Source organism: Leifsonia sp. Root227 (genome assembly GCF_001428745.1).
In the GTDB taxonomy this organism is placed as follows: Bacteria; Actinomycetota; Actinomycetes; order Actinomycetales; family Microbacteriaceae; genus Leifsonia.
The window spans coordinates 277,263-299,932 of sequence record NZ_LMIO01000002.1 but is presented as its reverse complement, the minus strand read 5'-3'; the positions used below and the strand labels follow the sequence as shown (position 1 = coordinate 299,932).

The 22,670-nt window shown below is 69.7% G+C and carries 21 protein-coding genes; 9 read left to right on the top strand and 12 right to left on the bottom strand.

Annotated elements, in window-relative coordinates; all coding sequences use genetic code 11:
• Positions 1-121: 121 nt before the first annotated feature.
• From ASE16_RS06340 to ASE16_RS06320, 5 genes are all read right to left on the bottom strand, one after another.
• Positions 122-2,422, bottom strand: coding sequence for a polyribonucleotide nucleotidyltransferase (locus tag ASE16_RS06340; RefSeq protein WP_055892438.1), 2,301 nt, complete (start codon positions 2,420-2,422; stop codon positions 122-124).
• Positions 2,423-2,739: 317 nt separating this feature from the next.
• Positions 2,740-3,531: a fructosamine kinase family protein gene (locus ASE16_RS06335; protein WP_055892434.1), complete on the bottom strand. Its 792-nt coding sequence runs from the start codon at positions 3,529-3,531 to the stop codon at positions 2,740-2,742.
• A gap of 68 nt (positions 3,532-3,599) precedes the next feature.
• Positions 3,600-4,229, bottom strand: coding sequence for an FMN reductase (locus ASE16_RS06330; RefSeq protein WP_055892430.1), 630 nt, complete (start codon positions 4,227-4,229; stop codon positions 3,600-3,602).
• Positions 4,229-5,371, bottom strand: coding sequence for an LLM class flavin-dependent oxidoreductase (locus ASE16_RS06325; protein ID WP_055892426.1), 1,143 nt, complete (start codon positions 5,369-5,371; stop codon positions 4,229-4,231). The genes ASE16_RS06330 and ASE16_RS06325 overlap by 1 nt, the downstream gene beginning before the upstream one ends.
• 11 nt (positions 5,372-5,382) lie before the next feature.
• Positions 5,383-5,853, bottom strand: coding sequence for a VanZ family protein (locus tag ASE16_RS06320; RefSeq protein ID WP_082581277.1), 471 nt, complete (start codon positions 5,851-5,853; stop codon positions 5,383-5,385).
• 64 nt (positions 5,854-5,917) lie between these two features.
• Here ASE16_RS06320 and ASE16_RS06315 point away from each other — a divergent pair, with 64 nt between their 5' ends.
• Entirely contained in the window at positions 5,918-7,099 is a 1,182-nt protein-coding gene (locus ASE16_RS06315; protein WP_055892423.1) for a low temperature requirement protein A, read from the top strand.
• 43 nt (positions 7,100-7,142) lie between these two features.
• On the opposite strand, the gene ASE16_RS06310 is transcribed toward ASE16_RS06315, so the two are convergent.
• Positions 7,143-7,838 (bottom strand): lysoplasmalogenase family protein, encoded by a 696-nt coding sequence (locus ASE16_RS06310; RefSeq protein ID WP_055892420.1) that lies wholly within the window; start codon positions 7,836-7,838, stop codon positions 7,143-7,145.
• A gap of 125 nt (positions 7,839-7,963) precedes the next feature.
• Complete coding sequence (rpsO, locus tag ASE16_RS06305; RefSeq protein ID WP_055892416.1) at positions 7,964-8,233, bottom strand: 30S ribosomal protein S15; 270 nt, start codon at positions 8,231-8,233, stop codon at positions 7,964-7,966.
• A gap of 179 nt (positions 8,234-8,412) precedes the next feature.
• Here rpsO and ASE16_RS06300 point away from each other — a divergent pair, with 179 nt between their 5' ends.
• Entirely contained in the window at positions 8,413-9,453 is a 1,041-nt protein-coding gene (locus tag ASE16_RS06300; protein ID WP_055892412.1) for an NAD(P)-dependent alcohol dehydrogenase, read from the top strand.
• A gap of 29 nt (positions 9,454-9,482) precedes the next feature.
• On the opposite strand, the gene ASE16_RS06295 is transcribed toward ASE16_RS06300, so the two are convergent.
• Positions 9,483-10,076: a TetR family transcriptional regulator gene (locus ASE16_RS06295; protein WP_055894342.1), complete on the bottom strand. Its 594-nt coding sequence runs from the start codon at positions 10,074-10,076 to the stop codon at positions 9,483-9,485.
• Positions 10,077-10,155: 79 nt separating this feature from the next.
• Here ASE16_RS06295 and ASE16_RS06290 point away from each other — a divergent pair, with 79 nt between their 5' ends.
• Positions 10,156-10,914 (top strand): SDR family NAD(P)-dependent oxidoreductase, encoded by a 759-nt coding sequence (locus ASE16_RS06290; protein ID WP_055892409.1) that lies wholly within the window; start codon positions 10,156-10,158, stop codon positions 10,912-10,914.
• Between the two features lie 25 nt (positions 10,915-10,939).
• On the opposite strand, the gene ASE16_RS06285 is transcribed toward ASE16_RS06290, so the two are convergent.
• Positions 10,940-12,382, bottom strand: a complete 1,443-nt coding sequence (locus tag ASE16_RS06285; protein ID WP_055892406.1) for a PLP-dependent aminotransferase family protein — start codon at positions 12,380-12,382, stop codon at positions 10,940-10,942.
• Between the two features lie 80 nt (positions 12,383-12,462).
• Here ASE16_RS06285 and ASE16_RS06280 point away from each other — a divergent pair, with 80 nt between their 5' ends.
• Positions 12,463-12,900 carry a carboxymuconolactone decarboxylase family protein gene (locus tag ASE16_RS06280; RefSeq protein WP_055892402.1) on the top strand — a complete coding sequence of 146 codons (438 nt, stop codon included), beginning with the start codon at positions 12,463-12,465 and terminating at the stop codon, positions 12,898-12,900.
• Positions 12,901-12,971: 71 nt separating this feature from the next.
• Here the strand turns inward: ASE16_RS06280 and ASE16_RS06275 are convergent, their stop codons facing one another.
• Entirely contained in the window at positions 12,972-13,346 is a 375-nt protein-coding gene (locus tag ASE16_RS06275) for an FKBP-type peptidyl-prolyl cis-trans isomerase (protein WP_055892399.1), read from the bottom strand.
• Between the two features lie 208 nt (positions 13,347-13,554).
• On the opposite strand from ASE16_RS06275, the gene ASE16_RS06270 reads away from it, so the two are divergent.
• The 3 genes from ASE16_RS06270 to ASE16_RS06260 all read left to right on the top strand — a co-directional run bounded on the left by ASE16_RS06270 (position 13,555) and on the right by ASE16_RS06260 (position 17,893).
• On the top strand, positions 13,555-14,754 hold the full coding sequence (locus ASE16_RS06270) for an ROK family transcriptional regulator (protein WP_055892395.1): 1,200 nt from the start codon (positions 13,555-13,557) through the stop codon (positions 14,752-14,754).
• A gap of 188 nt (positions 14,755-14,942) precedes the next feature.
• A complete protein-coding gene (locus ASE16_RS06265) occupies positions 14,943-16,367 on the top strand; it encodes an MFS transporter (RefSeq protein WP_235500393.1) in 1,425 nt (474 codons plus the stop codon).
• Between the two features lie 17 nt (positions 16,368-16,384).
• Positions 16,385-17,893 carry a carboxylesterase/lipase family protein gene (locus ASE16_RS06260; RefSeq protein WP_055892391.1) on the top strand — a complete coding sequence of 503 codons (1,509 nt, stop codon included), beginning with the start codon at positions 16,385-16,387 and terminating at the stop codon, positions 17,891-17,893.
• Positions 17,894-17,932: 39 nt separating this feature from the next.
• On the opposite strand, the gene ASE16_RS06255 is transcribed toward ASE16_RS06260, so the two are convergent.
• Complete coding sequence (locus ASE16_RS06255; protein ID WP_055894340.1) at positions 17,933-19,324, bottom strand: FAD-binding oxidoreductase; 1,392 nt, start codon at positions 19,322-19,324, stop codon at positions 17,933-17,935.
• A 76-nt stretch (positions 19,325-19,400) separates the two neighbouring features.
• Between ASE16_RS06255 and ASE16_RS06250 the strand changes: the two genes are divergently transcribed.
• Positions 19,401-20,948: a DNA-3-methyladenine glycosylase 2 family protein gene (locus tag ASE16_RS06250; protein ID WP_200949582.1), complete on the top strand. Its 1,548-nt coding sequence runs from the start codon at positions 19,401-19,403 to the stop codon at positions 20,946-20,948.
• Between the two features lie 47 nt (positions 20,949-20,995).
• Entirely contained in the window at positions 20,996-21,760 is a 765-nt protein-coding gene (locus tag ASE16_RS06245) for a glycosyltransferase family 2 protein (RefSeq protein WP_055892387.1), read from the top strand.
• On the opposite strand, the gene ASE16_RS06240 is transcribed toward ASE16_RS06245, so the two are convergent.
• The gene (locus tag ASE16_RS06240; RefSeq protein WP_055892384.1) at positions 21,761-22,636 is read right to left on the bottom strand and encodes a fumarylacetoacetate hydrolase family protein; all 876 of its coding nucleotides are present in this window, start codon (positions 22,634-22,636) and stop codon (positions 21,761-21,763) included.
• Positions 22,637-22,670 lie beyond the last annotated feature (34 nt).

The window sequence follows — 22,670 nt, the reverse complement described above, 5'->3', positions numbered from 1 at the left end:
CCGAAGTTATTCACGGCCTGACCCGGCGTGTCGCATGAATAACTTCGGACTCGATTATTTGGGGGCGGGGACGACGAAGGCCGCCCCGACGGAGTCGGGACGGCCTTCGTGTGGAACGGGACTACTCGCCTTCGGCGGGAGCCGTGGGGCCCTCGCTGGCGGCGTCGCGGCCGTGCGTGTCCGCGTCGTCGGCCTCGGCGAGCACCGGGGCGAGCGACAGCTTGCCGCGGTCGTCGATCTTGGTGATCTCCACCAGGATCTTCTGGCCGACCCCGAGCACGTCCTCGACGTTCTCGACGCGCTTGCCACCGGCGAGCTTGCGCACCTCGGAGATGTGCAGCAGGCCGTCCTTGCCGGGAAGAAGCGAGACGAACGCACCGAACGCGGCGATCTTGACGACGGTTCCGAGGAACTGCTCGCCGACCTCCGGGTTGGTGGGGTTCGCGATCGCGTTCACCTGGGCACGGGCTGCCTCGGCAGACGGGCCGTCGACGGCGCCGATGTAGACGGTGCCGTCCTCCTCGATGGAGATGTCGGCGCCGGTCTCGTCCTGGATGGCGTTGATCGTCTTGCCCTTCGGGCCGATCAGCTCGCCGATCTTGTCGACGGGGATCTGGACCGAGATCACGCGGGGCGCGGTCGGGGCCATCTCGTCCGGCTGATCGATAGCGGCGTTCAGCACGCTCAGGATGGTCGTGCGAGCATCCTTCGCCTGCTTCAGCGCACCGGCGAGCACCGCGGAGGGGATGCCGTCGAGCTTGGTGTCGAGCTGGATCGCCGTGACGAACTCGCTCGTGCCTGCGACCTTGAAGTCCATGTCGCCGAGGGCGTCTTCCGCACCGAGGATGTCGGTGAGCGCCGCGTACCTGGTCTCACCGTCGACCGTGTCGGAGATGAGGCCCATCGCGATGCCTGCGACAGGGGCGCGCAGCGGCACACCGGCGTTCAGCAGCGACAGGGTGGATGCGCAGACGGAGCCCATCGACGTCGAGCCGTTGGAGCCGAGAGCCTCGGACACCTGACGGATCGCGTACGGGAACTCGTCGCGGCTCGGCAGCACCGGCACGAGCGCGCGCTCGGCGAGGAAGCCGTGCCCGATCTCGCGACGCTTCGGCGAACCGACCCGGCCGGTCTCACCGGTCGAGTACGGCGGGAAGTTGTAGTGGTGCAGGTAGCGCTTCTTGGTGACGGGCGACAGCGAGTCGATCTGCTGCTCCATCTTGAGCATGTTCAGCGTGGTGACGCCCAGGATCTGGGTCTCTCCGCGCTGGAAGATCGCCGAACCGTGGACGCGCGGGATGACCTGCACCTCTGCGTCGAGCGGACGGATGTCGGTCAGGCCGCGGCCGTCGATGCGGATGCCCTCGCGGAGGACGCGTCCGCGCATGACGACCTTGGACACCGACTTGTACGCCGCGGAGAACTGCGTGAGCGTCTCTGCGGGGAGCACACCGGCTTCGACCTTCTCGGTCAGGGCGACCTTGACGCGCTCCTTGAGGGCGTCGTCGGCGTTCTGGCGCTGGATCTTGTCGGCGATCTGGTAGACGTTGACGAGCTCGTCGTATGCGAGGCCGGCGACGTTGTCGTAGGTCTCCTGCGTGTACGGCAGGAACACCGGGTAGTCTGCGATGTCCTTCGCCGCCTGCTCCGCGACGACGTTCTGCGCGGCGACGAGCTGCTTGAGGAACGGCTTCGCGGCCTCGAGGCCCTGTGCGACGACCTCTTCGTTCGGCTTGGTGGCGCCGCCCTGGATGAGGTTCCAGCTGCCCTCGGTGGCCTCGGCCTCGACCATCATGATCGCGACGTCTTCCTGGCCGTTCTTGTCGGTGATCACGCGACCGGCGACGACGATGTCGAAGACGGCCTCCTCAAGCTGCGACGCCTTCGGGAACGCGATCCACTGGTCTTCAGCTGCGCCGTTGCCGGGGATGAGCGCGAGGCGCACCGCGGCGATCGGGCCGCTGAACGGCAGGCCGGATATCTGGGTCGACATGGATGCGGCGTTGATCGCCAGAGCGTCGTAGAACTCGTCGGGGGCGATGCTCAGGACGGTGATGACGATCTGGACCTCGTTGCGCAGGCCGTCGACGAACGACGGACGCAGAGGCCGGTCGATCAGACGGCAGACGAGGATCGCCTCGGTGGAGGGGCGGCCCTCACGACGGAAGAACGAGCCGGGGATCTTGCCTGCCGCGTACGAACGCTCTTCGACGTCGACGGTCAGCGGGAAGAAGTCGAAGTTGTCCTTCGGGTGCTTGCTGGCGCTGGTCGCGCTCAGCAGCATGGTCTCCTCGTCGAGGTAGGCGGCGACGGCGCCCTGTGCCTGCTGTGCGAGGCGTCCGGTTTCGAACCGGACCGTGCGGGTGCCGAAGCGTCCATTGTCCAGGACTGCTTCGGCGAACTTGATTTCGGGACCTTCCAAGAGGTCTTTCTCCTTTGTTTTACGTCGTCGCCCCGTATGGGCGGCGACTCCTCCATCGGAGCAGGGGAACAGGCAGATCGACACGGAAGTCCTCCGTGTACGTGCGGCTTCCTGCGCACAGGTGGCATCGGCTGTCGTGTGACGTCGAGTGCCTGTGCGCGGTTCTGTGCCCGTCTGGCCATCAGTAGAAATACACGGTTGCGCGATGCGCGCATCCGGATACCACCACCGAGGACCAGCTCCTGCCAGCCTGCTCCGTTTGGTACTCAGTATTGAGTTGCGGTCGGCATACAGCCAACCGCAAGAATCCTAGCAGGTCAGCCCGTCAATCCGGCGGGAAGCGCGAGTGTGGCGCGCGCGGCGTCCGCGAGGGCGTCGCCGTACGACGGCCCGTACGACGCCGCGTGCACCGCCAATGGATGCAGCTGGTGCAGCGGGATGCGGTCCCGCCAGCCGGCGCGCAGCGGGGCGGCGGCGTCGTAGCCCGCGGTGATCTCGTCCAGGTGCGGGGCGCCGAAGAGGGCGAGCATCGCGAGGTCGGTCTCGCGGTGACCCCCGTGGGCGGCCGGGTCGATGAGGATGCCGCCGCGCGCATCCCACAGCAGGTTGCCGTTCCACAGATCACCGTGGATGCGCGCAGGCGGCTCCCCGTCGTCTAGCTCGCCGGAGGAGATCCGGTCGACGGCCGCACTGATCACCGGGAGCTGCGATGCCGCGACCCCTCCCGCGTCCACCGCGATGGCGAGGTACGGCTGGATGCGGTCGCGGGCATAGAACCGTCCCCACGACGTCTCCTCCGCAGAGGGCAGCGAACGCTTGCCGATGTAGAGCGGGCCGTCCCAGCCGTCCGGTGGTGCGCCGAACGCCGCAGCGCCCGCCGCGTGCGTCACGGCGAGCGCCGCGCCGAACGCGCGGGCAGCATCCCCGGACGGGCGGCCGCCGCCGACGCGCTCCAGCACGATCCGGCCGGGGGCGACCTCCACGATGGCGACCACTCGTGCGCCTCCGGATGCTGTCGCGTCGCCCAGCCAGCGCAGCCCTGCCGCCTCTGCCTCGAAGAACTGCTCAGGCGCATCCGGTCTGGACTTCTCGACGGTCTCGCGGCTCATCCCCCGAACATACTCGCGGGTCGCGACGGGGATCGGGACCCGGTCGCGACCCGCGAACCTGCGGCGGCTCAGTCGCCCTGGAACCCGCCGATCATGGAGGCGAAGTCGCCGTCGAGTGCGAACGGGTCCTTCAGCTGCGCCGACCGGTCCGAGGCGCTGACCAGCGCCGCGAGCTCCCCCGCCGCGCGCTCGATGCGATCCGGCAGAGCCTTCACGGTGTCCGCCCCGCTCCCCCAGTCCGCCGACGCCGCATAGACGGAGGTCGGCACGACCACGCTGTGCAGGTAGGTGAACATCGGACGCATGGCGTAGTCGAGTGCGAGCGAGTGGCGGTCGGTGCCGCCTGTCGCGCCGATCAGCACGGGCATCCCGTCCAACGCGGTCGGGTCGAGGATGTCGAAGAACGACTTGAACATCCCGCTGTAGCTCGTGGTAAAGATCGGCGTCACCGCGATCAGGCCGTCCGCTCCCGTCACCGTCTCGATGACGTCGGCGAGGGCGGGGCTGGGGAATCCGGCGAGCAGGTTGTTGGTCACGTCCTTCGCAACATCGCGCAGCTCGATCGTGGTCACCTCGACCTCGATGCCCTGCTCTTCGAGCCTGCGCACCGTCGCCTCCGCGAGCCGGTCGGCCAGGAGCCGGGACGACGACGGCTGGCTGAGGCCGGCGGAGACGACGGCGAGCTTACGGGTGGTCATCACTTCACCCCCGAAACAGTGGATGCGCCGTCGGCGGCTGCCGCGTCCGCGTCGGCGACGAGCTCAGCGGCGTCGCGGTCTGCGACCATCGCGGCGTGGGTGGGGCCGTCCGGCACGTGCGCAGGGCGGTCCTTCGCGAACTCCGTGCGGAGCACGGGCACGACCTCGCCACCGAGGATGTCGAGCTGCTCCAGGACGGTCTTCAGCGGGAGACCGGCGTGGTCGAGCAGCCAGAGCTGGCGCTGGTAGTCGCCGACGTAGTCGCGGAAGCCGAGCGTGCGGTCGATGACCTCCTGCGGGCTGCCGACGGTCAGCGGCGTCTGCGAGGTGAACTCCTCCAGAGTCGGGCCGTGGCCGTACACCGGCGCGTTGTCGAAGTACGGACGGAACTCGGCCACCGCATCCTGCGAGTTCTTGCGCATGAAGACTTGACCGCCGAGGCCGACGATCGCCTGGTCGGCCGTGCCGTGACCGTAGTGCTCGAAGCGCTGGCGGTAGAGCGCCACCATCTGCTGGGTGTGCGATGCCGGCCAGAAGATGTGGTTCGCGAAGAAGCCGTCGCCGTAGTACGCGGCCTGCTCGGCGATCTCCGGGCTGCGGATGCTGCCGTGCCAGACGAACGGGGGCACGTCGTCGAGCGGACGCGGGGTGGACTGGAAGCCCTGGAGCGGGGTGCGGAACTTGCCATCCCAGTCCACGAAGTCCTCTGTCCACAGACGGCGCAGCAGCGCGTACTTCTCGAGCGCGAGCGGGATGCCCTGGCGGATGTCCTCGCCGAACCACGGGTACACGGGGCCGGTGTTGCCTCGGCCGAGCGTGAGGTCCATCCTGCCGCCGGACAGGTGCTGCAGCATCGCGTACTCCTCGGCGATGCGCACAGGGTCGTTGGTGGTGATCAGCGTCGTGGCGGTCGACAGGATGATGCGGCTGGTCTTGGCGGCGAGGTAGCTGTTGATGGCGACAGGGCTCGACGGGAAGAACGGCGGGTTGTGGTGCTCACCCATCGCGAAGACGTCGAGGCCGACCTCTTCCGCGTGCTGGGCGATCGTGAGGACGTCCTGCAGACGCGAGGCGTCGGTCGGCGTCTGACCGGTGGTGGGGTCGGTGGTGATGTCGCCGACACTGAAGATTCCGAACTGCATTTCCGCTGCTCCTATTTCAATGCGTTTGCATGGATATCGTCATCAACGGAGGGGATGGCCTTCCTATTCCCGCGCCGTCTCTGCCAGACGGCGAGCGCGACGATCCCGACGCCGATCACCGTCCCTGCGGTGTTCGCGACGATGTCGTGCACGTCGCTGTACCTGGTCGGCAGGAAGAGCTGGACGAACTCGATCGTGCAGGTCGCCGCGAAACCGATGATGAGGGCGATCCACCACCTGCGCATCCCGAGCAGCAGCGTGAACAGCACGCCCATCGGTACGAACATCGCGATGTTCGCGGTGAACTCGACGCCGCTGTACGTGACCCACGAGGTGGGAGGGAAGCGGCCGATCTGGGCGATGACGTCGCGGATGAAATGGTTCTGCGCAGAGTCCTGCGGCTGCGGCGACATGGTGATCCAGGCGACGGCGAGCAGATACACCACCGTGACGACGATGAGGACGGGATGGCGGCGGAGCATACCCCTATGCTGGCGCACGCCGACGGGCGGCGCACACCAGGGGCCTCCGCGCCAGAATGAGTGCATGACCAGCGCCTTCCGCATTCCGATGACCGGCCGCGCCACGAACGAGCCCCACCGCGTCTCGAGTCCGCTCGAACTGCTCTTCGACCTGACGTTCGTGGTCGCCATCGCCCAGGTCGCAGCCCAGCTCGCGGAGGCGACGCTGGGCGGGCATCTCTCCAGTGACATCGGGCCGTATCTGATGGTGTTCTTCGCGATCTGGTGGGCGTGGATGAACTTCACCTGGTTCGCCTCCGCGTACGACACCGACGATGTGCCGTACCGGATCACGACGCTCGTGCAGATGGGCGGCGTCCTCGTGCTCGCTGCCGGTGTGCCGAGCGCGTTCGGCGGCGGCGACTTCACGGCCATCACGATCGGCTACCTGATCATGCGCGTCGGGCTGGTGAGCCAGTGGATCAGGGCCGGGATCGAGCATCCGCAGGGCAGGGCGACGGCGTTCCGCTACGCAGCCGGCGTGGCTGCGGTGCAGGTGCTGTGGGTGTCCAGGCTGTTCCTGCCGCCGGAGACCGGAGTATGGACCTTCCTGATCGCGGCGGCGCTCGACCTCTCCGTGCCGATCTGGGCGGAGCGGACGGGAAAGACCTCGTGGCACCCGCACCACATCGCCGAGCGCTACGGGCTGTTCACGATCATCGTGCTCGGCGAGTCGGTGTCGGCGTCGGCGATCGGAGTGCAGCACGCGCTGGAGGCCAACGGCGTCTCCGTCACACTGGTGGTGATCGCCTCGGCCGGACTGGTGCTGCTATTCGCGCTGTGGTGGCTGTACTTCCTGGAGCCGGCGGCGGAAGGGCTGAGCACGCGGCGCGGCCGATCGTTCTACTGGGGCTACGGGCACTATCTGGTGTTCGCCTCGCTCGCAGCGCTCGGTGCCGGCCTGGAGGTGGCGGTGCAGCGCGGCTCGGAGGGAGGCGCTGCGGTGTCGGACGCGGTGGTGGAGTACGCGGTCGCGGTGCCGGTCGCGGTGTTCCTGCTGCTGCTGTACGTGCTGCACAAGCCGCTGGTGGACGAGGTGGTGGTGCGGCCGTTGAAGACCGGCATCGCCGTGGTGCTGCTGCTCGCGCTGCCGCTGGCGTCGCCGCTGATCGGCCTGCTCGGTGTGGTGATCGGCGTCGCCGTCGTCGCGTCGGCGCTCGTCGCCGCGACCCTCGTCGACCGCGCGGTCGTCGCGCGCACCGCCTAGCCGCTTCCCCGCCTTCGCCGCACGACTCGTGCGAAACGTGCGGTCACCGCCTCCGCGACCGCGCCCACGGCACGAGGCGTGCGGCCGACGCGACAGCGGATGCGGCAGGCAGCCGCGAGCGCGCCGTGCGCACGATGCCGACACAGATCAGTCCCTGCGCGGCCAGATAGCTGAGCATGATGAGGAAGTCGATCTGCCACAGCGCGAACCCCGGGAGGAACCGGTCGAGGCCGAGCAGGCTGTCCGAGACGACGAAGCAGGCTGCTCCCACCGAAATCCAGCGGTTGCACGCGCTCCCGGATGCGCCGAGCGCCACGAGGGCGAGCCCGTACGCCGCGAGGGGCGCCAACAGGGCGCCGGCGTGCGGGGCGAGCACGGCGAGCAGGGCCGCGAACCAGGCCAGGTAGAGGACGCTCCACCAGCGCGGACGGCGGAACCGCATCCGTCGCCAGAACAACACGACGTATGCGAGGTGCCCGAGCAGGAAGAAGCCGAGGCCGATCACGAAACCGGGGCCGGCATCCATCAGCGAGACGTCGCCCAGCCAGCCGAACAGCACCGCGAGCGACCCGAGCAGCGCCACCTCGCCGCGCCGGACCGGAAGCGCCCAGAGCAGGCACACCAGCAGCACGGGCATCAGCAGCGGCTTCGTGACGGCGACGAGTGTCGCCGCGCCCGCGAGCACACAGACGAGATGGACAACGCCGACGACGATGTACGGCACGAACCGACAGGCCACGCGACGACTCTAGCGGCCGCGACTCGCCCAGGAACGACGAAACGGGCCGCCACCCGGAGGGTGACGGCCCGTTCGTAAGAAGCTCGCGGTTTCAGCGATGAGCTGCTACGCGCGCGACTCCTGCGTTATCGACGGAGGCCGAGACGCTCGATCAGCGAGCGGTAACGGGCGATGTCGATGTCCGACAGGTAGCCGAGCAGGCGGCGACGCTGACCGACCAGGAGGAGCAGGCCACGACGCGAGTGGTGGTCGTGCTTGTGCTCCTTGAGGTGCTCGGTGAGGTCCTTGATCCGCTTGGTCAGGATTGCAACCTGAACCTCGGGGGATCCGGTGTCACCGGGGTGGGTCGCGTACTCTTCGATGATCGCCTTCTTGACGTCTGCATCAAGTGCCATAGAGGTGATCCCCTTTCTCTCGTTGCGCGGTGCCCGATGGCCGAATGCCTGGGCTCTCTTTATCCGCGGCCGTTAGACGGCAACCTGGAAAGCTTACCAGACCAGCGGGGATGCGGCCCGCGCGCGGATGGGACCGACGGCCTGTCCTGAGGACACCCGCCCGGAGTAACGTGCGGCATATGAAGGCACTCCAATATCGTGAGATCGGTTCCCGCCCAGAGGTCGTCGAGATCCCCGACCCGCAGATCGGCCCAGGCCAGGTGCTGCTGAAGGTCACCGCCGCCGGAGTCTGCCACTCCGACGAGTTCATCATGGGCCTGCCGGCCGACCAGTACGTCTACGGCCTCCCGCTCACCCTCGGCCACGAGGGCGCCGGCGTCGTCGAGGCTGTCGGCGACGGGGTCACCGGCGTGAAGAAGGGCGATGCGGTCGCGGTCTACGGTCCGTGGGGCTGCGGCCGCTGCCTGATGTGCGCCCAGGGCAAGGAGAACTACTGCCTCAACGCGCAGGCGGAGGGCATCCGCCCTCCGGGGCTCGGTTCCCCTGGCTCGATGGCCGAGTACCTGGTGGTCGACAGCGAGCGCCACCTGGTTCCGCTCGACGGCCTCGACCCCGTGGCGAACGTGTCGCTCACCGACGCCGGGCTGACCCCGTACCACGCGATCAAGAACGCACTGCCGAAGCTCGGCGCGGGCACGACGGCCGTCGTGATCGGCACCGGCGGGCTCGGCCACGTCGGCATCCAGATCCTCCGCGCGATCTCCGGAGCGACCGTGATCGCCCTGGACGTCAACCAGGAGAAGCTCGACCTGGCGATGGCGGTCGGCGCCCACCACGCACTGCTGTCCAACCATGATGCGGTGGCGAGAGTCCGCGAACTCACCGACGGACGCGGTGCGAACGCGGTCTTCGACTTCGTCGGCGTCCAGCCGACCGTCGAGCTCGCGGGAGCGATAGCGGCGACAGAGGGCGACGTGACGATCGTCGGCATCGGCGGAGGTGCGCTGGCGGTCGGATTCGGACGCATCGCATACGACGTCGCCGTCCGCACCCCGTACTGGGGTTCCCGCGCTGAGCTGATCGAAGTGCTCGACCTGGCCCGCGCGGGGTCCATCGAGGTGGAGATCGAGACGTACTCCCTGGACGAGGCGCCGAAGGCGTACGAGCGGCTGCACGAGGGGAAGATCCGCGGCAGGGCGGTGATTCTGCCGAACGGCTGAGCGACAGAACCCGAGCGCGTCGCCTGGGGTCAGCCGCCGATGGCGGCCAGCGCCTCTGCGACGACGGCAGCGGGCTCCTGGTCGCTGTTGGCCGCCCACCAGAGGAGGGCGGAGAACGACGCGGCGGAGAGCGCGTCGGCGAGCACGCTCGCGTGCAGGCCGCCGGGCTCCGACGCCGTGCGGCGGGCGATGAAGGCCGCGAGCACGTCCCTGTTGAGCGCGAGCCTGCCGAGGCCGAACGCGATCAGGGAGTCGTCGGAGCCGATCAGCAGCAGGCGCCGCCTGGTCGCCTCGATGCGGTCGGGCGGCATGTCGAGCGAGCGGGCGATGGCGCGGCGCAACACGGAGGCGGTCGGCTCGTCGGGCGTGGCCGCATCCAATTCTGCCTTGGTGCGCTCGACGACCGGCTCCATGCCGCCCCAGACCAGCGCCGGCTTGCTCGGGAAGTAGCGGAACAGCGTGCGCCTGCCGATCCCCGCGATGCGCGCGATGTCGTCCATCGTGGTGGCCTCGTAGCCGTGCTCGGCGAAGTGACGGAGGGCGAGCAGGGCGACCTCGTCCGGGTCGACGTCGACCGGGCGACCGCGGCGGCGGGGGCCCGATTCGGCTGCTGGCGAATTCACATCTCCCATTATGGCACCGAGTGCTATAAATACATCGACGCCCACCTCGAGCGCCACACACGACACAGGAGATTCTGGAATGAGCACAAACGATTCCGCTCGCTTCGCAGGCAAAACCGCCATCGTCACGGGCGCCGGCTCTGGCATCGGGAGGGCGACGGCGCTCCGCATCGCTTCGGAGGGCGGCCGCGTCATCGCCAGCGACATCGCCCCCGATCGTCTGGAGGCGCTCACCGCCGAGCACCCCGACCTCGACCTGGTGACCGTCGCGGGCGACGTCTCCAGCGAGGAGACCATCGCGGAGATCCTCGCCGCCGCAGGCGGACGCGTGGATGCGCTCGCCAACGTCGCGGGGATCATGGACGGCTTCCAGCCCGCCGCCGAGATCGACGACGCCACCTGGGACCGCGTCCTGAACATCAACATCACCGCGATCATGCGACTCACCCGCGCCGTGCTCCCTGTGATGCTGGAGGCGGGCTCCGGCTCGATCGTCAACGTCAGCTCCGAGGCCGGCCTCCGCGGCTCGGCGGCCGGCGTCGCGTACACCACGTCGAAGCACGCCGTCGTCGGGTACACCAAGTCCACCTCGGTCTTCTACACGCCGAAGGGCATCCGCACCAACGCGGTCGCGCCCGGCCCTGTCGCCACCAACATCGAGGCGCCGTTCCGCTCGGAGTGGGCCGGCCAGCGCCTCGGCCCGCTGATGCAGACCATGGTGCCGCCGGTCGCGCAGCCGGAGCAGCTCGCCGCATCCATCACCTGGCTGCTCAGCGACGACTCCGCCAACGTCAGCGGCGTCGTCCTCGCGTCGGACGGCGGCTGGTCGGCGATCTGAGCCGGTCCACCGCCTGAGCGCCGCGTCAGCCGCGCGTGCTCGCCCGCGCCACGGCGCGCGCGAGCACGCGCAGGCCGTCCGGCACGTCGTCCGGCGCGATCGCGCCGAAGCCCAGCATCAGGCCGGAGACCGGTGCTGCGCCGATGCCGAAGCGCGCGATCGACTGCACGGAGACACCGGATGCGGCAGCCTCTGCTGCTGCACGGTCGGAGTCGAACGCCGCGCCGTCCACCGGCAGCAGGCAGACGTGCAGGCCGGCCACCGATGGCACGGCACGCAGCGTCCCGCCGAGCTGCGCCTCCGCCTGCTCCAGGATCTGGCGCTGCCGCATCCCGTAGTGTTTCGTGGCCTGACGGACGTGCCTGGCGAAGCCGCCGGAGTCGATGAAACGCGCCATCGCCGCCTGGGTCACGTGGTCGTTGTGCCAGTCGGTGAGGCGCTTCGCGCTGCGCAGCGCAGGCAGCAGCGACGGCGGCGCCACCAGGAAGCCGAGCCGGAGCGCCGGCAGCATCGTCTTGGAGAAGGTGCCGACGTAGACCACCCTCCCCTCGGTGTCGAGGCGCTGAAGCGGGTCGAGCGGACGGTCAGCGTATCGATACTCGCTGTCGTAGTCGTCCTCGACGATCACGGCGTCGTGCTCGCTCGCCCAGGCCAGCAACCTCGTGCGGCGTTCGAACGAGAGCACGCCGCCGAGCGGGAACTGGTGCGACGGCGTCACGTACACGAGCTTCGCGGCCGGGGGCAGCGCATCCACCCGGATGCCGTCGCCGTCGACGGGCACCGGCACGACCTGCGCCCCCATCGTCTCGAACAACTGACGCACCGGTGGATAGCCAGGGTCTTCGACCGCGACCACGTCGCCGGGTTCGAGCAGCACCCGGCCGATCAGGTCGAACGCCTGCTGCGCCCCGCTCGTGATCAGGATGTCGTCGGCCAGCGCATCCACCGAGCGTGCAACCCCGAGGTGCCTGGCGAGGGCATCCCGCAGCCGCTGCAGCCCCGAAGGGTCGCGGTAGTGGCCGGAGCGCAGGATGCCGCCGCGCAGCTCGGCAGCGACGAACCGGCGCCACGACTCGGCGGGGAACAGCGCGGGGTCTGGGGTGCCGACGCTGAAGTCGTACGCGATCGGCAACGGCTCCGACCACAGCGGGTCGTGGATGTTCGCCCACCGCTCGACGGGACGCGCTGCCGTTCTCTCCTCGCGCTCGGCGGACCCGGTCGGCTCGGCGGTCGGCGCAGACACGAACGTTCCAGAGCCCACCCGCGCGCTGAGGTAGCCCTCCGCGGTGAGGCGCTCGTACGCCGTCGCGACGGTCGTGCGCGAGACGGACAGCCGCTCGGCGAGCTCTCTCGTGGCCGGGAGGCGCTCGCCGTGCCGGAGCCGCCCGTCGAGCACGGCGTCGCGCAGCTGCCGGTAGATGCGGTCGGCGCGGTCTCCCCTGCCGTCGATCTGCACGTGGACGTCCACGAGAACCCCCGAGATTGGCCTGATCGGAATGTGCTGGATTGGAGCTTACACGCGGCCATTGGCGTTTTTAGGCTGAGCACATGACAGAACGAATCGACATCTCCTCCGTCGTCCCCGACGGCTACCGCAAGGTCATCAACCTCGACGGCTACGTCGGCCAGCACGTCGAGGAACCTCTCGGCGACCTCATCAAGCTCCGTGCATCCCAGATCAATGGATGCACGTTCTGCGTCGATATGCACTCCGTCGACCTGCAGGCGGGCGGCTATCCCCTGCGCAAGGTGTTCTCGGTCATCACCTGGCGCGAATCGGAGTGGTTCAGCGAGCGGGAACGGGTCGCCTTGGAGCTGACAGAGGAGGTCACGCTCATCCAGGGCGGCGTCTCCGACGACCTCTACGCCAGGGCGCTCGCCGAGTTCGGCGCGGAAGCGCTGGCGAACCTGCTGCTCGCCATCGCCACCATCAACGTCTGGAACCGCATCGCCATCCCGACCCTCATGCACCCGCCGGCGCTCTGACCGGAGCCCACACGCAGAAGGTGCGGTGCGGACGAGCCGCACCGCACCTTCTGGATGAATCGTGCGCTGGTTTAGGAGACGCCGAGCAGGTCGATCACGAAGATGAGCGTCTTGCCGGAGAGCGGGTGCCCTCCGCCTGCCGGGCCGTACGCCTGCGCGGGCGGGACGGTGAGCTTGCGACGGCCGCCGACCTTCATGCCGGGGATGCCGTCCTGCCAGCCCTTGATGAGGTTGTTGAGCGGGAAGTTGATGGACTGCCCGCGGCTCCAGGAGGAGTCGAACTCCTCGCCGGTCTCGTACTCGACGCCGAGGTAGTGCACGTCCACCTTGGAGCCTGCTGTCGCCTCCGGGCCGGTGCCCTCGACGATGTCGACGATTTCGAGCGCCTCGGGAGCCGGGCCGTCGGGGGCGTCGACTTCGGGCTTCTGGTTGGTGTTTTCTGCCATGCGTCCATCCAACTGGCTGGGCAGCCCCGCGTCAAAGTCCGTTCTCTGAGAGCGCATGTCCGAAATCCGCTCTTGCGCTCGCCCGGGATGCGGAGCACGCTGTAGGTAGATCACAAGATCAACTCGTCGCCCGGGAGAGTCGCAGGCATCGCCGCACCACCGGGCGTCGAGTCTTTAACAGCCAGGCTCGGTGTGAGATTCTGACGCTATGAGTTCTCCCGCCGGCCTGGACAGCGCCGATGTCCGCATCCACAACCTGGGGCTGCTGATGCGCCGGCTGGTCGACGGACCGAGCTCGCGCAGCGAACTGGCGGCGGCGGTCGGGCTGTCCCGCGGCACCGTCACCGCGCTGGTCGATGTTCTGAGCGACGCCGGGCTGGTGCGCGAGTCCTCGGTGGTCGCCTCCGGCACCGGCCGCCCCCGGACGATGCTGACGCTCGCGGCGGACGGGTTCGCGTTCGCCGCTGTGCAGCTCGACGCCGACCAGGCCATCTTCCTCGCCCACGACCTCGCCGGAGAGGAGCTGGTGCGCGTCGCAGAGCATCACGGTCGGCCGATGGGCGACCCCGATGCGGTCATCGATGTCGCCGCACACGTCATCGGCGCAGGGCTGGACGAGCTGGACAGCCTCTGCCGCGCTCCGGTCGGGCTCACGGTCGTCGTGCTCGCGCCGGTCGGCGGGGAGCCGCGCATCGTCCTGGCCGACACCGACCTCGGCTGGGGACAGGTTGATGTGCTCGGGATGCTCCGCGCGCGCGAGCCGCGCCTGCCCGCCGACGCGCTCCTCAGCTCCGACGAGCCCGCCGCGCTCGCCGAGGCGCAGTTGCTGCCGGGCGAGCGATTCGTGCTCTACCTCAAGAGCAACAGTGGAATCGGCGGCGCATACCTCGCGGACGGCGCGTTCATCCAGGGAGCGCACGCGCTGGCCGGGGCCGTCGGACATCTCCCTGTCGACCACGACGGCCTCCCCTGCGCCTGCGGGCAGCGCGGGTGCCTCGTGAACGTCGCCGGTCCAGACGTGGTGCTCGCAGCCGCAGGAATGGCGGACGTCCGCGACCGCGACGGCCTCACCGCCGCCCTCGCCGCGTTCGTCGAGCGCGTGCGCGCTGGCGAGCCTACTGCGACCGCAGCGTTCGCCTCCGCTTCGGTGTGGATCGCCAGGACGATCGCGATCCTCCGGATGACGCTCGACCCGTCCGTGATCGTGCTGGGCGGCTACTGGGCCGACCTGTCGCAGCAGATCGCGGAGGCGACGACGCCGCGACTGCGGCTCGGCGTCGACGGGGCGCTCGCCCCCACACCCCCGATCGTCGCCGGCCGCCTCGGTGCGGACGCCGCGCTGCTCGGCGCGCTGCACCAGGCCAGGGATGCGGCCATCGCCGACCCCCTGCGCCTCGCCGCGCGCTGAGGCCGGCAGGCGAGCCGCAGGCGAGCCGCCTCGCCCCCTCCGTTGCCGCCCCTCCCTATCGCAGTCGAATCGCAATAATTCAACCCTTGAATTAACTAACCGTCTTCGCCATACTCATTACCGAGCGACGCATGGTTTTCGCGCCGTCCGGCTTCCCCAGCCGCACCGACTCAACGAAGAGGAGTGTTGTGCCTACTCAGAACCCCGCGTTGGATCCCGTCGTCGAACCGCCAGAGCCCTCCCAGTCCGCCGCAGCAGCAGCCGCGACAGCAGCAGCCGCGACAGCAGCAGCCGCGACAGCAGCAGCCGCGACAGCAGCAGCCGCGACAGCAGCGCCGACCCCCGCCGCCTTCCCCACCGCGACCTCCCCCACATCCCGCACATCCACCGCCTCGTCGCCGAGCGCCACCCGCCGCCTGCTGCCGTCGCTCGCCGTCACCTCGCTCGTGCTGTTCGCGACGTACTCCGGCCTGATCGCCGTGCTCCTCCCCAACCAGGTGCAGGCCATCGACCCGGCGAACAAGGTCGGCAACCTCGCCATCGTGACCACCGTGTCGTTCGTCTTCACACTGTTCGCCCAGCCCATCGTCGGCGCGTTCAGCGACCGGACGCGGTCCCGCCTCGGCCGGCGCGCTCCGTGGATGATCATCGGCGCCGCGGTCGGAGCCGTCTTCCTCGCCGGGCTGGGATCGCTCAGCTCGATCGTCTGGATCACCGTGTTCTGGGTCATCATCCAGGTGGCCCTCAACGCTCTGCAGGGGCCGCTCAGCGCGATCACGCCCGACCGCTTCCCGCGCAGCCGCCGCGGTGTCGCCTCCGCGATGGTCGGCGTCGGCACGATGGCGGGCGGCACGATCGGCGTGCTCGTCGCCGGGCAGCTCGCCGCGAACGTGGGCGTCGGCTACACCGTGTTCGGGGCGGCGGTTCTCGTCCTCACCCTCGCGTTCGTGCTGCTCAACAGGGACTTCTCGAGCAAGGACGCCGTGCATCCGCCCTTCAGCTGGAAGCAGTTCCTGTCGGGGTTCTGGATCAACCCGCGCACCAATCCGGACTTCGCCTGGGCGTTCGCGGCGCGCTTCCTGTTCATCCTCGGCTACTTCGTGACGTTCGGATACCAGCTCTTCATCCTCACCGACTACATCGGGATGTCCATCGGGCAGGCCAACTCGACGATCGGGCTGCTCAGCCTGGCGTCGCTGGTGACCACCGTCGTCTCCATTTCCCTCGCCGGCTGGCTGAGCGACAAGCTGGGCAGGCGCAAGGTGTTCATCTACGCCGCCAGCGCGCTCATGGTCGTCGGTCTCAGCATCCCGCTGATCGCGCCGAACGTGACAGGGATGCTCGTGATGAGCGCCGTGAACGGCTTCGGCTTCGGCCTGTACATGGCGTGCGACACCGCGCTGATGACCGAGGTTCTTCCCGGCGGCGGCACCGCGGCCGCGAAGGATCTCGGCATCCTGAACATCGCGACGAACATCCCGCAGGCGCTCAGCCCCACCATCGCCGCCGTCCTGATCGGCGCCGCGGGCGGCTATCCTGCCCTGTTCATCTTCGGCATGGTGGCCGTCGCGCTCGCGGCTCTCGTGCTCATCCCCATCAAGAGCGTCCGCTGAGAAAGGACACGACCCCCATGTCGACAACACAGACCACCCTGCCGACCGCCCCAGAGGCCGACACGACAGCAGGGCGCGTCCGCGGGCTCTGGCGCGACGGCTCTGCCGCCTTCCTCGGCATCCCGTTCGCCGAAGCGCCGACCGGCGACCTCCGCTTCGCCGCCCCCGTCGCGCACGCGCCGTGGGACGGCGTGCGAGACACGACCGCGTACGGCGCCACGCCGCAGCGCGCCGCGCTCTCGGAGATCACCCTGATCCCCGAGCCGTCGTACCCCGGCGAGTCCACGCTCAACGTGAACGTCTTCACGCCCGCGCCAGGCGACCGGCATGCGCGGCTGCCCGTCCTCGTCTACATCCACGGCGGCGGATTCATCGCTGGTTCCCCGGCGAGCCCCTGGTACGACGGCGCCGCCTTCAACAGAGACGGAGTGGTCACCGTGTCCGTCTCGTACCGGCTCGGCTTCGACGGCTTCGGCTGGATCGAGGACGCCCCGCAGAACCGCGGCATCCTGGACTGGTTGCTCGCACTGGAGTGGGTGCGCGACAACATCGCAGCGTTCGGCGGCGATCCGGCGCTGGTGACGATCGCCGGCCAATCGGCAGGTGGCGGCGCCGTGCTCACCCTGCTCGCCGTCCCCCGGGCCTCCGGGCTGTTCCAGCGTGCCATCAGCATCTCCGGCGCCACCAGCGATCTGCCCGTCGCCGAAGCGGAGACGTACGGCCGACGGCTGGCCGAGCTCGGCGGCGTGCCGCCCACCAGGGCGGGGCTCTCCTCGCTCGACGAGGCGACTGTCCTCGGCCTGCAGGCGCAGCTCGCGTCTCCAGCGCCCGAGCCAGGCGCAGAGGAGGATCCGCTCGCCGGTCTCGTCCAGCTCGCCTCCGGCGGCCTTGTCTGGGGCCCTGTCGTTGACGGGGAACTGCTGCCGCAGAGCGTCGCAGACGCCATCCGCTCCGGCGTCGGCGCCGACAAGGAACTCGTGCTCGGCGCCACGGACAACGAGTTCAACATGGCGCTGACGGCGCAGCGGGATGCACTTGCCGCCGTGCCCGCCGCCGCCGTCCTCGGCAGATTCGGCCTCGCCGAGGAGACCGTCGCGGCCTACGTCGACGCCAACGCCGGTCGCGACACGGCAGACATCCTCGGCCAGTACATCACCGACCGGATGTTCCGCACGACGGCGCTGACGCTCGCCGCAGAGCGGGCGGAGACGGGCGCACCCACCTGGCTCTACCGGTTCGCCTGGCCGTCCCCGACCATCGGAGGCGCGTGCCACTGCCTGGACATGCCGTTCTTCTTCGACTGCCTGGCGGCCGAACGGGTCGAATACATCGCGGGGGCGAACCCTCCGCAGTCGCTCGCCGACGACGTGCACGGCGCAGCGGTGTCGTTCATCGCCGACGGAGACCCAGGCTGGACGCCGTTCGACACGTCTTCTGAGGCGGCGCGGGTGTTCGACGTGCCGTCGCGCACGGCAGAGCGCGCGTACGCGGACGTGGAGGTGCTGCTGCCCGCGGCGGTGCGCTGACGCGCATCCGCTGCGGCCACCTGCTGTCCGGCGGACGGGTCAGCCGAAGACCTTGCCAGGGTTCAGGATGCCGAGCGGGTCGAAGACCGACTTGAGCTTGACCTGCAGGTCGTAGGAGTCCGGGCCGAGCTCATCGGCGAGCCAGCGGCGTTTCAGGACGCCGACACCGTGCTCGCCGGTGAGCGTTCCCCCCAGCTCCATCGCCGTGCGGAACAGCTCGTTGGCCGCCTCCCACACCACGGGAGGCACTTCGGCGCCGGAGTACACGAAGTTCGGGTGCAGGTTGCCGTCGCCGGCGTGCGCAACGGTCGGGATGGCGACGCCGTGCTTCTCGGAGATGCGCTCGATGGCGGCGAACATCTCGGGCATCCTGGATCGCGGAACAGAGATGTCTTCGATGAGCACCTCCCCCGTCGCGGCGAGCGCCGGATGGAAGGCGCGGCGGATCGCGAGTAGCCGCTCGCCCTCCTCAGCGTCCGCGGAGACGCGCACGGCGCCGCCTGCCTCGCGGACGAGGACAGCCGCTGCGTCGGCGTCCGCCTGCGCGCTCGGGCCGTCGAACTGCACCAGCAGGTAGCTTCCGCCTCCTGTGACCCCGAACGCCCGGCGGATGGTGTCCTCGCCGAGATACGAGGAGATGCGCTCGAGCGACGCGGCGTCGAGCAGTTCCATCACCGCTGGGCGGAGGCGGGAGGCGGTGACCATGGCCGCCGCGGCGGCCGCCGCACGCACATCGGGGAAGATCGCGCCGATGGTCGTCGGCTGCCCCGCCGGGATCGGCAGGGCGCGCACGGTCGCTCCGACGATCACGCCGAGCGTCCCCTCCGAGCCGACGAAGAGCGCGGTGAGGTCGTACCCCGTCACGCCCTTCACGGTGCGGTGCCCCAGCTTCACGAGGCGGCCGTCCGCCAGCACGACGTCGAGGGCGAGCACGGCCTCGCGGGTGACGCCGTACTTGGCGCAGAGCAGACCGCCCGCGTTGGTGGCGATGTTGCCGCCGACCGTCGAGATGGCCTTGCTCGCCGGGTCCGGCGCGAAGAAGAGACCGTACGGTTCGAGGGCGTCGTTCAGGTCGGCGTTGATCACTCCTGGCTCGATCACGGCCAGCTCGTCGTCGCCGGAGATCTCCAGGATGCGGTTCATGCCGGCGACGCTGAGGACGATGGAACCCTCCGTGCCGTTGGCGCCGCCCGCGAGCCCCGTCCCTGCGCCGCGCGGCACGACGGGGATGCGGAATTCGCTCGCCGCCCGCATGGTCGCCTGCACGTGCTCGACGGCTGTGGCGTTGACGACGGCCAGCGGGCGGCCGTCCGCGATCCAGCCGGAGCGGTCCGTGCGGGCCGCGTCGAGCGCATCCCGATCGGTGCTCAGCACGCCGGCCGCGACCGCCTCTTCGCCGAGCGCTGCGGACAACCACTCCAGAACATCCATGCGGTTCAGCATATTGATCGCGGGTAATGTCCGTTTTCCGCTGCCGAACGTCGGCGGCTGGTGCGAGGCTGGAGGCATGAACCGCGAAACAGACAAGCTCGCCGACCCCGTCTTCGCCGAGCGCTACCGTGCGATGAGCGCCAGAGACGCGCGGTTCGACGGCCAGTTCATCACCGGCGTGCACTCCACCGGCATCTACTGCCGCCCGAGCTGCCCCGCCGTCGCTCCGAAACCGGGCAACGTCACCTTCTACCTCACCGCGGCGGCCGCGCACGAGGCAGGACTGCGCGCGTGCAAGCGCTGCCTGCCGGACGCCGTGCCAGGCTCGCCGGAGTGGAACACCCGCGACGATCTCGCCGCCCGCGCCATGCGCCTCATCGCCGACGGCACCGTGGAGCGCGACGGCGTGCCGGGTCTGGCCAAGCGCCTCGGATACACGCCCCGTCACCTCGGGCGGGTACTCGCGTCCGAGCTGGGAGCCGGCCCGCTCGCCCTCGCCAGGGCGCACAGGGCGCAGACCGCCAGGCTGCTGCTCGCAGGAACCGACCTGTCGATCACGGATGTGGCGTTCGCGGCCGGGTTCACCAGCGTTCGCCAATTCAACGAGACGATGGCCGACATCTACCGCACCACCCCAGGCGCGATCCGCGCGTCGGCGAAGAGCAGGACGGCATCCAGGCCGGGCGGACCCGCCGCCGGGCACGCAGACGGGCACGCCGACCACCGCGCCGGCACGGACACCGCCCCTGGCGCCGCGACCATGAGCCTGCGGCTCCCTGCCCGCGCACCGTTCGACGGAGCGGCCGTCCTCGGCTTCCTCGGCGCCAGGTCGATCTCGGGGGTCGAGACCGGAGGCGCCGACGGATACGCCCGCGCGCTCTCGCTCCCCCACGGCCCTGCCGTCGTGCGGCTCGCCGTGGGAGGCACGGCGACCGCCCCGTTCGTCGAGTGCGACGCCACCCTGGCCGATGTCGCGGACCTCGCACCGCTCGTGGCCCGCGTCCGCCGGCTGCTCGACCTGGATGCGGACGCCGCCGCCATCGACGACGCCCTCTCCGCCGACCCGGCCCTCGCCGCGAGCGTCGCCGCAGCGCCAGGACGCCGCGTGCCAGGTGCCGTGGACGCGGAGGAGATCGTCTTCCGCGCCCTGATCGGCCAGCAGATCTCCGTCCCCGCGGCGCGCACAGCGCTCACCAGGCTCACCGACGCTCTCGGGCACCCGATCGACCTCGGCGGTTTCACCCGCCTCTTCCCCACCGCCGCCGACATCGCCGAGCACGGCAGGGAGGTGCTGCGCGGGCCTGCGAAACGCATCGACACCATCGTCGACACCGCAGCAGCCATCGCGTCAGGCGAGCTCGTCATCGACGTCGGCGAGTCGCGCGAGGAGCTGGAGTCCAGGCTCACCGCTCTCCCTGGCATCGGACCGTGGACGGCCGGCTACATCGCGATGCGCGTGCTCGGCAGCCCGGACATCCTGCTCACCAGCGACCTCGCCATCCGCCAGGGTGCGGCGAGACTCGGCCTGCCGGACGAGGCGCGCGCCCTCGCGTCGTATGGCTCGCGCTGGGCTCCGTGGCGCAGCTACGCCGGAATGCACCTCTGGAGGTCCTCCCAGGCGTAGGCTTTCCAGCGACTTACACGCATTCGCAGGAGGAGGGGATCTCGCACGTGCCGACCATCGCCGTCGTGATCCCAGCACTGAACGACTCGGAGATGCTCGCGCGCTGCCTCGACGATCTGGCGGCCCAGCTGAGGCAGGCCGACGAGATCATCGTCGTCGACAACGGCAGCACGGACGACACCGCTCAGGTCGCCGCGGCCAGGGGCGCACGCGTGATCGGGCAGTCGCAGCGCGGGATCTGGCCGGCCGCATCCACCGGGTACGACGCTGCGACCTCCGACATCATCGCGCGGCTCGACGCCGACTCCCGTCCTCCTGTCGACTGGCTGCTGCACATCGAGGCCGAGTTCGTGGACGCACCGGAGATCGGCGTGCTGACCGGTCCGGGCATCTTCTACGACGGCAACACGTTCATCGCGGGCCTCGGGCAGACGCTCTACATCGGCGGCTACTTCTGGTCGATGGAGATCTGGCTCGGCCACCCGCCGATCTTCGGCTCCAACTTCGCCATGCGCCGCGAGGTCTGGGAGCGCGTGCGCGGCCGCGTCCACCGCGGGATGCGCGAGATCCACGACGACCTCGACCTCGCCATCCACCTGGACCCCGACCAGCTCGTGCGCTACGACGAGCGGCTCACCGTCGGCATCTCCGCCCGGCCGTTCAGCACCTGGCGCGGCTTCGGACGCCGCCTCGGCTGGGCGTACAACACGCTCAGGATGCACCTGCCGGAGGAGTCGCCGTGGCGTCGCCGAGCCGCCCGCCGCCGCTGGGAGGACGAGCACGCCGACGAGGCGCCAGGCGCCATCGCCTGATCAGGTGACGCGGCAGTATGTGGTGAGGTAGCCGATCCCGCCGATCGAGACGGTCACCGTCGAGTGGTCCTTGAGGAACACCGGCGGCGTGCGCGAGTACCCTGCACCGCCGGGGCTACCCGTGGAGATGAGGGTGCCAGGCGGGATGGTCGCAGACCGCGACAGGTAGGAGACGATCTCCGCGACGGACCGCACCATGTCGGCCGTCGACGCGTCCTGCAGGATCGTGCCGTCGACGTTCGTCGTCAGCCACAGGTCCTGCGGGTCGCGGATCTCGTCGGCGGTCACCACGACAGGTCCGTTCGGGGTGAAGCCGTCGAACGACTTGCAGCGCGACCACTGCGCCTCGGAGAACTGGAGGTCGCGCGCCGTGATGTCGTTGACGACCGTGTAGCCCCAGACGTAGTCGAGCGCATCCTGCACAGACACATCCTTGGCCGGCTTGCCGATGATGACGCCGAGCTCCGCCTCGTAGTCGACCTGGGTCGTCAGGTCACCTGGCCACGTCGTCGTGCCGCCGTGACCGGCGAGCGAGTTGGGCCAGAGCGAGAAGATGGTGGCCGCCTTCTCGCTGCGCAGCGCCAGTTCGGAGGCGTGCGCGGCGTAGTTCGCGCCGATCGCGATCACCGAGGGTGGGCGCAGCACCGCCGAGGCGTGACGAAGCTCTCTGACCGGCGTGAGACTCGTGTGCTGGGCGATGGCGTTGTTCACGACCGCCGTGACGTGGGAGAGGGCGCCGTCGCCCCGCTCGATGAGGTCCTGCAGATCGCGAGGGGCCTCATCCATCACCTCCTCCAGGAAGAGGGCGCCGTCGCCGATGACGGCCGCGAGACGCGGCGTTGGATCTGTGGTGGAGCTGAGGTGCGAGAATCTCACCCACCCAGGCTATCGGGCGGGCAGCTGCGTCACG